Source organism: Rhodobacter lacus (assembly GCF_042683065.1).
Lineage (GTDB): Bacteria > Pseudomonadota > Alphaproteobacteria > Rhodobacterales > Rhodobacteraceae > Rhodobacter > Rhodobacter lacus.
Genome location: NZ_JBHUIX010000005.1, coordinates 306052 through 320284, shown reverse-complemented (window position 1 = coordinate 320284; position 14233 = coordinate 306052). Strand labels below are relative to the sequence as shown.

Sequence of the window (14233 nt, the reverse complement as noted above, 5' to 3'; positions counted from 1 at the left end):
GATGACGACGCCTGACCCCGTTCAAAAAGCCCCGCCGCCGAAAGCGCCTCCGGGGCGGCTCATCAACTACCTGATCGCCATTGGCGTGGCGCTGACCGCTGGCGGGATCGAACTGTTCTGGTCGGTCTCCTCGCGCAACAATGTGATGACGATGGACGCCGTCACCATCACCGTCGACGGGCGCGCCTGTGCGCCGATGGCGCTGGAGATGCCCGCGGGCAAGGCAACCTTCAAGATCGTCAACGCCTCCGACCGCCCGCTTGAATGGGAGATCCTCGACGGGGTGATGGTGCTGGCAGAGCGCGAGAATATCGCGCCCGGCTTCTCTTCGAGCCTCACCGAAACGCTGAAGCCCGGAAGCTACGAGATCACCTGCGGGCTGCTTTCAAACCCGCGCGGCACGCTCAAGGTGCTGCCCACCGCGGCCAGCGAGGCGGCCCGCACCGCGCCGCCGGTGGCGGAATTCGTCGGGCCCTTGGCGGAGCGGCAGGTGCAACTGATGCGCGCGGCCTCCAAATTCGAGAAATCGGCCACGGCCTTGCAGGCGGCGCTCGGCGCTGAGGATCTCGCGGCGGCCAAAGCGGCCTGGCAACAGGCAGCAGAAGACTGGGCGCGGCTTGGCCCGGTCAGCCTGCGGGCCTCGGATCTGCTCAACCGCATCGCCCCCCAACCCGAATGGCTGGCCGGGCGAGAGGCGGACCCGGCCTTCACCGGCCTCACCCGGATCGAATATGCGCTCTTTGCGCAGGGGAGCATGACGGGGCTTGAGCCGGTTGCAGACCAACTCGTGGCCGATGCCGCGGCGCTGCAGGGCCGCGTCAAGGCGCTCAAGGCCGCGCCGGATGACATTGCCGCGGATGCCGCCCGCCATGCCCGCGCGCTGGCAGAGGGTCAGATCACCGCCGGTCTCTCGCGCCATGGCGGGGCGGAGGCGGCGCTTTTGACCGCCGCGCTTGACGGGCTGCGCCGCTCGATGGCGGCGGAACTGCCGCTGATTGCGGCGGCCGATCCGGCGCTTGCATCCCGCATCGAGGCGGCCTTCGGCGCGGCAGAGGCTGCAGCACGCGCCGCCCCCTACGACCCCGCCGCCGCGGCTGAGGCCATGTCCGGCCTTGCCGAAGCGCTCGGGTCCATCAACAAGAGCCTGTCTCTGGAGAGTTGAAATGTCTCAGATGAATGAAAGCCGCCGAGCCCTGCTCAAGGGGCTGGGCCTGGGTCTTGCAACCTGTCCCTTCGCGCTTGGTGCCGCGCGCGCCGAGGCGCCCGCGCAGGCATCGGCCCTGACCGCGGCGCCGCAGGCGGGCGTTGCCTCCTCAAGCGACCGGATCGTGCCTTTCGGGGCGCACCAGCCCGGCATTGCCACGCCGCGCCCCGCCTGGGGCATGGTGGCGAGCTTCGATGCGATCGTTGATACGCCCGCCGATCTGGAGCGGCTGTTGCGCAGGCTCACGGAGCGCATCCGCTTTCTCACCAGCGGGGGCGCGGTGCCGCAGGTCGACCCGAAGCTGCCGCCGCTCGACAGTGGCATCCTTGGCCCGGTGTTGCGCCCCGATGCGCTCACCGTCACGATCGGCCTCGGCGCCTCGCTGTTTGAGCGCCACGACTGGCTCGCCCCGCATCGCCCGGCGCAGCTTGCCCGGATGACCTCCTTCCCCAATGACGCGCTCGACGCCGATCAATGCCATGGCGATATTGCGCTGCAGTTTTGCGCCAATACGCAGGACACGATCATCCACGCCCTTCGCGATGTGCTGAAAAACCTGCCCGATCAACTGGTTCTGCGCTGGAAGCAGGAGGGCAACGTGCCCGTGATCCCGCCGCAGCCCCCGGGGGTGGTGGAATCGGCGCGCAACTTCCTGGGCTTCCGCGATGGCTCCGCCAACCCGGATGCGAGCGATGCGGCGCTGATGGATCGCGTGCTCTGGGTGCAGGGGCCGGATTGGAGCGCGGGCGGAAGTTACATGGCGGTGCGGATCATCCGCAATTTCGTCGAACGCTGGGACCGCACGCCGCTTTCCGAGCAGGAGCGGGTCTTTGGCCGCACCAAGATCACTGGCGCGCCGCTGGACCAGCGCGCGGGCAGCGAGGCCGATGTGCCTGATTACGCCGCTGACCCCGATGGCGAGAAAGTGGCGCTCGACAGCCATATCCGGCTGGCCAACCCGCGCGACGAAGCCGGCGAGCGCCATCTGATGCTGCGCCGCCCCTTCAACTATTCAAACGGCGTGACCCGCTCGGGCCAGCTCGATCAGGGGCTTTTGTTCATTGCCTGGCAGGCGAGCCTTGAAGATGGCTTTATCGCCGCGCAAACCCGCCTGAATGGCGAACCGCTTGAAGAATATATCAAACCCGTCGGCGGCGGCTATTTCTTCGCGCCGCCCGGCTTCTCTGAGGCCGCTGACGATTACCTTGGCCGCCAGCTGATCGACGCCATTGGCCGCACCCCGCGCAAAACCTGAGAAAGGATGCATCCGATGAAAACCCTTCCCCTCGCAGCGTTGCTGCTGGCCACCACCGCCCCCGCCTTTGCCGAGCAGGCGGCGCTCGATCTGGTCGCGCCGATTGCCGAATACAAGCTCTATGTCACGGAAAACACCGAGACCCTTGTGGAAGAAACCCGCGCCTTCACCGAAGCCGTGAAGGCGGGCGATGTGGAAAAAGCGAAGGCGCTCTTTGCGCCGACCCGGCTCAGCTATGAGCGGATCGAGCCGGTGGCGGAGCTTTTCGCCGACCTCGATGCGCCGATCGACGCGCGCGCGGATGATTATGAACAGGCCGAGGCAGACCCGGAGTTCACCGGCTTTCACCGGCTCGAATATGCGCTCTGGGTCGAGGGCAAGACCGATCATGTGACCGCCATCGCCGACAAGCTGCAATCGGATGTCGAGGAGCTGGCCAAGCGGATCGACGGGCTGACCTTCCCGCCCGCGGTGGTGGTGGGCGGCGCCTCGGTGCTGATGGATGAAGTGGCCGCCACCAAGATCTCGGGCGAGGAAGACCGCTATTCCCGCACCGATCTGTGGGATTTCCATGGCAACTTCGATGGCGCTTACAAGATTGTCGAGCTTTTCGGCCCGCATGTCGAAGACAAGGATTTCCTCGCCTCGGTCGAGGGCAATTTCGCCAAGGCGAATGAAACGCTCGACAAATACCGCGAGGGTGATGGCTTTGTGAGCTACGAAAAACTCACCGACGAAGACCGCCGCCGCCTCTCGGCGCTGGTGAACACGCTGGCGGAAGATCTGGCCACGCTGCGCGGCCGACTCGGTCTGGGCTGAGTGCTGAATGCGAAAGGCGGGCCCCGAAGGCCCGCCTTTTCTCCGCCGCGGCGGAGATGCGCCAGCAGGCCTTCGGGGGCCTGCCTCCTCTGACGCCTAGCCTTTTTTGACCGCCTTGAGCTTGTCGATGCCGAGGATCTTCATCCCCGCCTTCTCGTAGAAGGTCTCCGAGGTGCCGCGGCGCAGCTTGTGCATGAAATAGCGCTCAAAGCCCTCTTTCGCCCAATGCACCCATTTGCCCTGCGCCGACCAGTTCACGTTGCGCGGCGGGATCTGCGGTTGCGCGACAAAGGCGATGCCCTGATCGCCGAAATCGGCCAGACAGACGGCGTTCCAGGTGCCGACCTCATCGGCCTCCTGGCCGCGCACGATCCGGCCCATGTTATGCGCCGTTGCCGTGACCATGCTTTCGATCATGAAGCCCGTTTTCGGCACGCCGCAGGGCACCGGCGTTGGCACCACCGGCGGGATCGCCACGCAAACGCCCACAGCAAAGACGTTCTTGTATTTCGGGTTTTGCTGGTGCTGGTCGACGATCACGAAGCCGCGCGGGTTGACGAGCCCCTCGATCCCCATCAGCGCCTTGATGCCGCGGAAGGCGGGCAGCATCATCGCATAGCCAAAGGGCATTTCCTTCTCGGCCTTGACCGAGCCGTCATCGGCGATTTCCTCGACGATCATCTTGCCGTCTTCGACTTTTTTCACCCGGCACGAGGTCATCCATTTGATGTGCTTGTCGCGCATGTTGCCTTCAAGCAGGCCCTTGGTGTCGCCCACGCCGTCAAGGCCGAGGTGGCCGACATAGGGCTCTGAGGTGATGAAGGTCATCGGCACCTTGTCGCGGATTTTCATTTTCCGCAGGGCGGTGTCGAGGATGAAGGTGAATTCATAGGCCGGGCCGTAGCAGCTTGCGCCCTGCACCGCGCCGATGATGATCGGGCCGGGGGTTTCGCAAAAGCGCTCAAAGGCGATGCGGGCATCCTCGGCATGGTCGATATGGCAGATCGACTGGGTGTAGCCCTCGGGGCCAAAGCCTTCGATCTCGTCAAACGCCAGTTCCGGGCCGGTGGCGATGACGATGTAATCGTAGCTCACCGACTGGCCGTTTTCGAGTTCGACCCGGTTTTCCTCCGGGTGCAGCCGCGCGGCGGCGACCGGAATGAACTCGATGTTCTTCTTTCTCATTGTCGGCGCGAGATCGACGGTGATCTCCTTGCGCGAGCGCCAGCCCACCGCAACCCAGGGGTTTGACGGCACGAAATGGTATTGCGGGTCCTTCGTGATGACGGTGATCTTGTCTTCCTTGCGCACCTGTTCGCGCAACTCGTAAGCCATGATGGCGCCGCCAAGACCGGCGCCCAGAACCACGATATGAGCCATTCGTCCCTCCCCTGAACTGGCTTCGGGCAGATGCCCGTTGCATGCACATCTCTGAATATGAGGCGCGCGGCTGTCAAGTGCGAACTGAGAAGATCTACCGCATTGCCTTCATCGGAAATAAAAAAGGGCGGGCCGGAGCCCACCCTTAAACGTTACCACGAATTTCCCTCAGGTCACTTCGGCATTTCCGCCGAAACCCCCTCGACGAAGAAGTTCAGCCCGGCGAGCTGACCGTCATCGGGGGTTGCGCCCTCGGCCAGCCAGAGGCTGCCGTCTTGCTTGTTGAGCGGGCCGGTGAAGGGGTGGTAGGCGCCCGAACCGATCATCTCGATCAGTTTCTCGGCCTCGGCCTTCACCTCGGCGGGCACCGCATCGGTGATCTCGCCGATCTTCACCATGCCCGAACCGATGCCGCCCCAGGTCGCATCGGCGGCCCAGCTGCCGTCGAGCATCGCCTTGGTGCGCGCAATGTAATAGGGCGCCCAGTTGTCGATCGTCGAGGCCACGCGCGGGGTGGGTTTGAAGGCTTCCATGTCGGAGGCCTGGCCGAAGGTGTAGACGTTGCCCGCCTCTTGCGCCTTCGCTTGCGGTGCGGTCGAGTCGGTGTGCTGGAGGATGAAGTCGCAGCCCTCGGCGATCAGCGCGGCGGCGGCATCGGCTTCTTTTGCCGGGTCGAACCAGGTGTAGGCCCAGACCACCTTGATCTCGACATCCGGGTTCACCTTCTTGGCGTGGATGAAGGCGGCGTTGATGCCTTGGATCACCTCGGGGATCGGGAAGGAGCCGATGTAACCGATCTTGTTGGTTTTCGTCATGCGGCCGGCAATGGTGCCCTGAATGGCGCGGCCTTCATAGAAGCGCGCGTCATAGGTGCCGAGGTTGTCGGCGCGCTTGTAGCCGGTGGCATGCTCGAATTTCACGTTCGGGAATTTCGAGGCGACGTTGACAGCCGCATCCATGAAGCCGAACGAGGTGGCAAAAATGATCTGGTTGCCTTCGAGCGCAAGCTGGGTCAGCGCGCGTTCGGCATCCGGGCCTTCCGGCACGTTTTCGATGAAGGTGGTGATGACCTTGTCACCGAATTCCGCCTCGATCGCGCGGCGGCCAACATCGTGCTGATAGGACCAGCCCATGTCGCCCACGGGGCCAACATAGATGAAGCCGATTTTCAGCGGGTCGTCGGCGCGGGCGGGCAGGCCCAGCGTGGCGAGCGTTGCGGTGGCAGCGGTGGTTTTCAGAAAGGATCTGCGGTCCATGGGATATTCCCTTGTTGTGGGCCTCCGGCCCGGGTTGGAGGCCCCGCGTGCGGGGCGTCATATGTGCCTCAGCTCGAGGCGTGGAACGACCGCCCCAGCGCCGCCGGCGCGGCCGGGGCTCCGTGACGGTGGGTTGCGGAGAGGATCACCAGCACGAGCACGGTGATCACGTAAGGCGCCATCGAGAGAAGATGCACCGGAATGGCGTAGCCTGCCGCCTGAAGCTGGAGCTGCAGCGCGGTGATGCCGCCAAAGAGATAGGCGCCGATCAATACCCGCTCGGGCTTCCAGCTCGCAAAGACAACGATCGCCAGCGCGATCCAGCCCGCGCCTGCGGTCATCCCCTCGGTCCATTGCGGCACCCGCACGAGGCTCAGATAAGCGCCCCCGAGCCCTGCCAGCGCGCCGCCAAAGGCAAGCGCGGCAAAGCGCACGGCGATGACACGGTAGCCCAGCGCATGGGCGGCGTCGTCATTCTCGCCCACGGCGCGCAGGATCAGCCCGGCGCGCGCATATTTGAGAAAGGCCCATGTGGCGAGCACCAGCGCGAGCGAGAGATAGACCATCCAGTCATGATGAAAGAGGATCGGGCCCAGCACGGGCAGATCCGACAGCGGGCCAAACTCGAGCTTGGGCGTGGGCGGAGGGCGCACGCCCTCAAACCCCTTGCCGAAAAGCGCCGAAAGACCAAGGCCGAAGAGGGTCAGCGCAAGGCCGGTCGCGGTCTGGTTCGAGAGCAGGATCTGGGTCAGCACGGCAAAGAGGCTTGCCAGAACCGCCCCCGCGAGCGCGCCGCCCAAAAAGCCCAGAACCGGGCTGCCGGTGGTGACCGCAGTGGCAAAGCCCGCCACCGCGCCAAGGATCATCATCCCCTCGACGCCGAGGTTCAGAACGCCCGCCTTTTCCGCCACAAGTTCGCCCGTCGCCGCCAGCAGAACCGGCGTCGATGCGGCCATCAGCGCCGCGACAAGGGTGACGATGTCGATGCCGCCGATCATGCGCGCGCCCTCCCGAGGCGGAAACGGTAATGGGTGAGCAGGTCGAATCCCAAGAGGAAAAACAGAAGCATCCCCTGAAACACCTGAATCGCCGCCGTGGGCAGGCCGAGCATGAGCTGCGCCATGTCCCCGCCGATATAGGTGAGCGCCATCAAAAGCCCTGCGAGCAGGATGCCAATCGCATTGAGGCGGCCAAGGAAGGCGACGATGATCGCGGTGAAGCCATAGCCTGCGTTGAAGCTGTCGGTGATCTGGCCATTCGGCCCGGCCACTTCAAAAAGCCCCGCCAGCCCCGCCAGCGCCCCCGAGAGCCCAAGGCAGAACATCACCAGCCGCGCGGGCAGAACGCCCGCAAAGCGCGCCGCCCGCGGGGCCTCGCCCGCCACACGAATGCGAAAGCCGAGGATGTGGCGTTGCATCAGCACGTAAGTGGCGATCACGGCGATCAGCGCCGCGACCACGCCCCAATGCATTCCCGAGCCGGCGATCAGCTCGGGGTTATGGGCGGAGGGGTATTGCTGCAGGTTGCGCGAGCCCGGAAAGCCGAAGCCCTCGGGGTTTTTCAGCGGGCCGAAGGCGGCATAGGCCAAAAAGTTCTGCGCAACATAGACAAGCATCAACGAGACAAGGATCTCCGATGTGCCAAAGAGCACCTTGAGCACCGCCGGGATCATCCCCCAGATCCAGCCGCCAAGCGCCCCGGCGATCACCATCGCGGGGAACAAAAGGTGGCTCTCGGCGGGGTAGGCGGCAAGCGCCACCGAGGCGCCCGCAAGCGCGCCCATGATATATTGCCCCTCCGCACCTATGTTCCAGATCCCGGCGCGAAAGCCCACCGCAAGCCCCGAGGCGATCAGGATCAGCGGGCCCGCTTTCACGAGGAGCTGGCCCCGGAAATAGGCGGCGTTGGGGCCAAGGAGCGGATCCCAGAAGATCACCTTGATCGCGGCGACCGGGTCCTTGCCAAGCGCGGCAAACAAAAACCCGCCCGCGATCATGGTGGCAAGCACCGCCAGCACCGGCGTGGCAAAGGCCCAGCCCCGCGAGGGCGTGGGGCGTTTGATGAGCGTGATCATGGGGCGACCACCTCCTGCATGCCATGCGCGCCGCCGAGCATCAGCCCGATCTCTTCCATGTTCAGCCCCTCGGTGCGCCGTGGCGGGCTCAGCCTGCCCTCGTTGAGCGCGCAGAACCGGTCCGAGATTTCCATGAGCTCATCCAGATCCTGAGAGATCACGATCACCGCCGCGCCTTTGGTCGCGAGATCAAGAAGCGATTGCCGGATCGCCGCCGCCGCCGCCGCATCGACGCCCCATGTCGGCTGGTTCACCACCAGCACCTCAGGCGCCTGCAGCACCTCCCGGCCGATCACGAATTTCTGCAGATTGCCGCCCGAGAGCGCGCGCGCGGCAACATGGGGGCCGGGGGTGCGCACATCAAAGCCCAGAATGATTTCCTCCGCGAAGCGCTTCGCCGCGCCGATATTGAGAAAACCGTTCCGGGTGAGGGGGCGGCGCACCGTGCCCGTCAGGATCGCGTTTTCCGTGAGGCTGAGGTTTGGCACGGCGGCATGGCCCAGCCGCTCTTCGGGCGCCGCCAAAAGGCCGAGGCGGCGGCGGTCATTCGGCCCGAGGTCGGAAATATCCTGCCCGTGCAGGTTCACCGTGCCAACGCCTGAGGGCCGCTCGCCCGAGAGCGTGGCAATCAGCTCTTCCTGCCCGTTCCCGGCGACCCCGCCAATGCCGAGCACCTCGCCTGCCGAAAGCGAGAAGGTGATCCCTTTCAGCGCCGGGCCGAATTGCGACATTGGCGTGAGCGAGAGGTTCGAGACCTCGAGAATCGTCGCACCATGTTTGCGCGCGGCGCGTTCGGTGGCGGCAAATTCGCCCCCCACCATCATCTCGGCCAGCTCGCGCGCGGATTTTTCGCGCGGCGCGCAGGAGCCCACAACCTTGCCCCCGCGCAGGATCGTGGCGCCATCGCACAGGCTGCGGATCTCTTCGAGCTTGTGCGAGATGTAAAGGATCGCCGTGCCCTCGGCGGCAAGTTTGCGCAGCGTGCGAAACAGGATCTCCACCTCTTGCGGCGTCAGCACCGAGGTGGGTTCATCCATGATCAGAAGCTTCGGGTCCTGCAGCAGGCAGCGGATGATCTCCACGCGCTGCCGCTCCCCCGCCGAGAGGTCGCCCACGGTGCGGGTCGGGTCCAGCGGCAGGCCGTAAGCGCTGGAAATCTCCCGGATGCGAGAGGCCAGCGCGCGCATCGGCGGCGGGTTCTCCATGCCGAGCGCCACGTTCTCGGCAACGCTGAGCGCCTCGAACAGCGAGAAATGCTGGAACACCATCGCCACACCGGCGGCGCGTGCGGCGCGCGGCTCGGCGGGCGTGTAGGGCGCGCCTTCAAACGCCATCGTGCCCTTGTCGGGTTTGACGAGGCCGTAAATCATCTTCACGAGGGTCGATTTGCCCGCGCCATTCTCGCCCAGCAGCGCATGAACCTCGCCGGGGCGGACCTCGAAGCCGACCCCGTCATTGGCCACGACACCCGGATAGGCTTTCGTCAGCCCCTCGATCTTGAGCAATGCTCCGGTCACGCCGTGCATCCTTCTTTTGTTGCGGCCGTTCCGGCTCTTTCAATGCGCTCCCTCAGTAGCGCGGCGGCGACAGAAATCGCAATGGCTTGCGGTGCTTTCCCAAGCGAAGGGTCGCCTATCGGGCAGGCAATGCGCGAAATTTGAGCGGGGGAATGACCGAGTTCCGTCAGGCGACGCTGAAATCTTGACCATTTGGTTTGTGAGCCGATGAGCCCGCAGGCCGAGAATCCCCGCCCGAGCAGCCGGTGGCAAAGTTCGAAATCGAGCGCATGGGAGAAGGTGAGGATCAGATGCCGCGCCGAGGGCGGTGCGAGCGAGACAAGGTCTGCCGGGTTTTCGGCGATGAGCCGGGTGACGCCTTGCGGGAGCGTGTCGGGGAATCGCGCGGCATCGGTATCGGCCCAGCGGATCGCCCAGTCCGGCAGCGGCGCGATGACATTGACGATGGCGCGCCCGACATGGCCCGCCCCCCAGACCCAGAGCTGTTCGGGGTCGGGGGCGAGCGTTTCGACCAGCCAGCCCGCGCATAAAAGCGGCGGTTGCGTGCCGGCGCGGCGCGCCTCGGCGCGCGCGCGTGTCACCGCGAGCGGCATTTCAGACGGCGCGCCCAAGGGGCGTGCGAAAACAGTGCCCTCGATGTGCGCGAGGCTCTGCGCGTCCATCGGTTCAAACGCGAGGCTCACCGCCCCACCGCAGCATTGCCCCATGTCCGGCCCCAGCGCGAAGCGCTCCAGCCTGGCCCCCTGGCACGATCGCGCGCGCGCAATCGCCTCGAATTCGAGCGCACCGCCGCCGATAGTGCCCTCGACATGGTCGGGCCAGACCAGCATTTCGGCCCCGGGCTCGCGGGGCGCCGAGCCCTTCACCTCCGCCACCAGCACCCGCACGAAGGGGCCGCGCGCGGCGGCGGCCAGAAGCGCCTCCCGCCGCAGGCTCATGCTGTGCCCTCAGCGCGGTGCACCGCCGCGAGCACCGCCTCGGGTGTTGCGGGGGCCTGAAGGTCGGGCCAGTTCGGCCCGCAGGCCGCGCAGGCGGCGTTCAGCGCCAGAAAGGCGGAGATGCCGAGCATGAAGGGGGGCTCGCCCACCGCCTTGGAGCGAAAAATCGTTTCTTCGCGGTTTGGCGCCTCCCAGAGCGCCACGTTGAAGATCTTCGGGCGGTCCGAGCAGGCGGGGATCTTGTAGGTCGAGGGGGCATGGGTCATCAGCCGCCCCTTGTCGTCCCAGACGAGCTCTTCGGTGGTGAGCCAGCCCGCGCCCTGCACATAACCGCCCTCGATCTGGCCGATGTCGAGGGCCGGGTTCAGGCTGGTGCCCGCATCATGCAAGATATCGGCGCGCAGGATGCGGTTCTCGCCGGTGAGCGTGTCGATCACCACTTCGCTCACCGCCGCGCCATAGGCGAAGTAGAGGAAGGGGCGGCCCTGGCCCTTTATCCGGTCCCACGAGATTTTGGGCGTTGCGTAAAACCCTGTGGCCGAAAGGGAAACCCGCGCCTCATAGGCGGCCTTTGCGATCTCGGCAAACGGCCAGCCGCGTCCCGCCACCTGCACCATGCCCTCCGCAAAGCGCACCTCGGCGGCGGTGCAGCCCTCACGCGCGGCAAGAAATTCGGCCATCCGCCCGCGCAGCGTCTCGCAGGCCTGCTTGACCGCCATCCCGTTCATGTCGGCCCCGGAAGAGGCCGCCGTGGCCGAGGTATTGGGCACTTTGGAGGTATCGGTGGCGGTGATGCGCACCGTTTCGGGCGCGATGCCGAGCACCAGGCTTGCGACCTGACACATCTTGCGATGCAGCCCCTGGCCCATCTCTGTGCCCCCGTGGTTGAGCGCCACCGAGCCATCTGCATAGATCTGCACCAGCGCGCCCGCCTGATTGAGATGGGTGAGCGTGAACGAGATCCCGAACTTGACCGGGGAGAGCGCGATCCCGCGCTTCAATGTTCGATTTTTGCTATTCCATGCGGCAATTTCGGCCTTCCGCTCCGCATAATTGGCAGATTTCTGCAAGGCCGCGACCATCTCATGCAGCAGGAAATCTTCGACCTCCTGGCCGTAATGCGTGCTCTGGCGCGGTTCGTCGGACGGGGGTTCCGCTGCGGGCGCATAGAAGTTGCGCCGGCGCAGCTCGGCGGGGTCGATCCCGATCTCATGGGCAAGCGCCTCCATCGCGCGCTCCATGCCCAGCATGCCTTGCGGGCCGCCAAAGCCGCGGTATGCCGTTGCCGACTGGGTGTTGGTGCGCAGCCGGTGGCTCTCGATGCGGAGCGCGGGCACGAAATAGGCGCTGTCCGCATGCAGCATCGCCCGGTCACAGACCGGCAGGCTGAGGTCGGCAGACCAGCCGCAGCGCGCCCAATGGATGAAATCGGCCCCCACAAGCCGCCCCGCGGCATCGGCGCCGATCCGGTAACGGATGCGGAAATCGTGGCGCTTGCCGGTGATGATCATGTCATCATCGCGGTCGTAGCGCATCTTGCAGGGCCGCCCGGTGGCGGCGGCGGCCACTGCGCAGGCGATGGCAAGCGGGTTGCCCTGGCTCTCCTTGCCGCCAAACCCGCCGCCCATCCGCCGCATCTCGACGCGCACGTCATGGAAGGCGAGGCCCAGCGCATGCGCGACCTTGTGCTGGATTTCCGACGGGTGCTGGGTCGAGCACTGCACCACCATCCCGCCTTCGCCCGGCAGCGCGAGCGCGGCTTGGCCCTCAAGGTAAAAATGCTCCTGCCCGCCGATCTCGAATTCGCCTTCGACGAGATAGAGAGCGCTTTTGAGCGCCGTGTCCACATCGCCGCGCGCCCAGGTGACGGCGCCGCCCTCAAACCGGCTTCCCGCGGCAATCGCCTGATCAATGCTGATGATCGCGGGGCGTGGGGCGTAAACGATCTGCGCCTTGCGGGCCGCGATCCGCGCCGCGCGGTGGCTCGTGGCGGCCACGAGGAAGATCGGCTGGCCGATGTAATGCACCGCGCCCGTGGCCAGAACCGGCTCGGGGTCGGGCGCGGGCGAGGCATCATTGGCATGCGGCAAATCGGTGGCGGTGAAGACCGCGACGACACCGGGCGAGGCTTTGACGGGGGCCAGATCAAGCGCGGTGATCACGGCCGAGGCCTCGGTCGAGAGGCCGAAGGCAAGATGCAGCGTGCCCGCAGGGCAGGGGATGTCATCGAGATAGCGCGCGGCCCCTGTCACATGAAGCTGCGCGGATTCATGCGGGAGAGGCTTGCCGACGCTCATGCCAAGACCTCCAGCACCGAAACCACCTCACCGGTGCGCGCGCGGATGTAGCGCAGCGCCATGGCTTGGGCGGCGTTCATGCGATAGGCGGCAGAGGCGCGCATGTCGCTCAGGGGCGTGAAATCGCGCCCGAGCGCGGGCAGCGCGGCGGCAAATGTCGCTTCGGTAAAAGGTTGGCCCAGCAATGCGGCTTCCAATGCCACGGCCCGTTTCGGCACCCCGGCCATGCCGCCGAAGGCGATGCGTGCAGTTTCAATAATCGAACCTTTCAGGGTGATATTGAAGCAGCCACAGACAGAAGAAATATCCTGATCGAACCTTTTGGATAGCTTGTAGCAGGCGAGATCGGGCGCCGTTTTGGGCAGGGTAACGCTTTCGACAAACTCGCCGGGGGCCCGGTCTTGCTTGCGATAGTCGAGAAAGAAATCCTCCAGCGCGATGGTGCGCCGGGTCGCGCCGCGCCGGAGTGTGAGGCGCGACCCCATCGCGATCAGGGCGGGCGGGCCATCGCCGATCGGCGAGCCATTGGCGATATTGCCGCCGATCGTCGCCACGTGGCGCACCTGCTCGGAGGCGAAACGGCGCAACAGGTCCGCCAGCGCCGGATGCGGCCCCTCGGCCCAGGCGCGCAGCCGGGCGATGGTGACGCCTGCGCCGATCTCATAGGCTTGCGCTGTTTCGCGTATTTGCGCGAGCTCGTCGCAGTGGCTCAGGAAGGCGACCTCGGGCAGGTCGCGCAATTGCTTGGTGACCCAAAGCGCAACATCGGTGCCGCCGGCGATCAGCGTGGCCGCGGGGTGGGCGAGATACCATTCGGCCAGCGCGTCGGTGGTTTGCGGCAGAAAGGGGGGCTGTCTGCCCCCCTCCGGGCCTGCGGCCCGTTCACCCCCCGAGGATATTTGCGCAAAGTCGAAGGCCAGATCGCTCTGCATCCAGTCAGGCACCGGGGCCTCGGCGGCGGCCTCGGCGGCGCGCAGGATCGGCGCATAGCCGGTGCAGCGGCAGAGGTTGCCGGCGAGGAGGTCGTCGTAATCGCTGCGCCGGTTCGTATGCGCCGCGGCGAGCGATGCGATGAAGCCCGGGGTGCAAAACCCGCATTGACTGCCGTGATGGTCGACCATTGCCTGTTGCACCGGATGGAGCTGGCCTTGCGGGCCGGCAATGCCCTCCACCGTGCGCAGTGCCTTGCCCGCAAGCTGGGGCAGCATCATCAGGCAGGCATTGACCGCGCGGGGGCCGGCGTCATCGGTCACGATCACCGTGCAGGCGCCGCAATCGCCCTCGTTGCAGCCCTCCTTGGTGCCGGTCAGCCCCTCGGCGCGCAGCCAGTCGAGCACGCTTGTCAGCGGGCTCTCCAGCCGGACTCGCCGAGTTTCTCCATTGAGAAGAAACGCAATTTCCATGGCATGTTCCGCCGCGATACCGTTTTTTGCCATCCCCGCCCGATGCGGCGTAGAGCGGGGCGCGCTCCCATCGGGCCAGTTTTGCCGACG

The 14233-nt window shown here is 65.9% G+C and carries 11 protein-coding genes; 3 read left to right on the top strand and 8 right to left on the bottom strand.

Translation table 11 applies throughout. From position 1 onward, the window contains the following. The first annotated feature begins 1 nt into the window (after nt 1). Genes ACFSM0_RS06610 through efeO form a run of 3 tightly spaced genes read left to right on the top strand, consistent with a single transcriptional unit; the run spans nt 2 to nt 3278 of the window. Nucleotides 2–1162 (top strand): imelysin family protein, encoded by a 1161-nt coding sequence (locus ACFSM0_RS06610; RefSeq protein ID WP_377388519.1) that lies wholly within the window; start codon nt 2–4, stop codon nt 1160–1162. Between the two features lies 1 nt (nt 1163). Beyond that, nucleotides 1164–2459: an iron uptake transporter deferrochelatase/peroxidase subunit gene (gene efeB / locus ACFSM0_RS06605; RefSeq protein WP_377388517.1), complete on the top strand. Its 1296-nt coding sequence runs from the start codon at nt 1164–1166 to the stop codon at nt 2457–2459. A 15-nt stretch (nt 2460–2474) separates the two neighbouring features. After that, nucleotides 2475–3278: an iron uptake system protein EfeO gene (gene efeO / locus ACFSM0_RS06600; protein WP_377388515.1), complete on the top strand. Its 804-nt coding sequence runs from the start codon at nt 2475–2477 to the stop codon at nt 3276–3278. Between the two features lie 96 nt (nt 3279–3374). On the opposite strand, the gene ACFSM0_RS06595 is transcribed toward efeO, so the two are convergent. The 8 genes from ACFSM0_RS06595 to xdhA all read right to left on the bottom strand — a co-directional run bounded on the left by ACFSM0_RS06595 (nt 3375) and on the right by xdhA (nt 14143). Continuing rightward, entirely contained in the window at nt 3375–4658 is a 1284-nt protein-coding gene (locus tag ACFSM0_RS06595) for an NAD(P)/FAD-dependent oxidoreductase (protein ID WP_377388513.1), read from the bottom strand. 173 nt (nt 4659–4831) lie between these two features. Next, nucleotides 4832–5914, bottom strand: a complete 1083-nt coding sequence (locus ACFSM0_RS06590; protein WP_377388511.1) for a BMP family ABC transporter substrate-binding protein — start codon at nt 5912–5914, stop codon at nt 4832–4834. Between the two features lie 68 nt (nt 5915–5982). After that, entirely contained in the window at nt 5983–6912 is a 930-nt protein-coding gene (locus ACFSM0_RS06585; RefSeq protein WP_377388509.1) for an ABC transporter permease, read from the bottom strand. After that, nucleotides 6909–7988: an ABC transporter permease gene (locus ACFSM0_RS06580; RefSeq protein ID WP_377388507.1), complete on the bottom strand. Its 1080-nt coding sequence runs from the start codon at nt 7986–7988 to the stop codon at nt 6909–6911. The genes ACFSM0_RS06585 and ACFSM0_RS06580 overlap by 4 nt, the downstream gene beginning before the upstream one ends. Next, nucleotides 7985–9505 carry an ABC transporter ATP-binding protein gene (locus ACFSM0_RS06575; RefSeq protein WP_377388505.1) on the bottom strand — a complete coding sequence of 507 codons (1521 nt, stop codon included), beginning with the start codon at nt 9503–9505 and terminating at the stop codon, nt 7985–7987. Before ACFSM0_RS06575 ends, ACFSM0_RS06580 begins: the two co-directional genes overlap by 4 nt. Next, nucleotides 9502–10443, bottom strand: coding sequence for a xanthine dehydrogenase accessory protein XdhC (gene xdhC / locus ACFSM0_RS06570; RefSeq protein WP_377388503.1), 942 nt, complete (start codon nt 10441–10443; stop codon nt 9502–9504). Before xdhC ends, ACFSM0_RS06575 begins: the two co-directional genes overlap by 4 nt. Beyond that, nucleotides 10440–12740, bottom strand: a complete 2301-nt coding sequence (gene xdhB, locus ACFSM0_RS06565; RefSeq protein WP_377388501.1) for a xanthine dehydrogenase molybdopterin binding subunit — start codon at nt 12738–12740, stop codon at nt 10440–10442. The genes xdhC and xdhB overlap by 4 nt, the downstream gene beginning before the upstream one ends. Beyond that, a complete protein-coding gene (gene xdhA, locus ACFSM0_RS06560; protein ID WP_377388499.1) occupies nt 12737–14143 on the bottom strand; it encodes a xanthine dehydrogenase small subunit in 1407 nt (468 codons plus the stop codon). Before xdhA ends, xdhB begins: the two co-directional genes overlap by 4 nt. Nucleotides 14144–14233 lie beyond the last annotated feature (90 nt).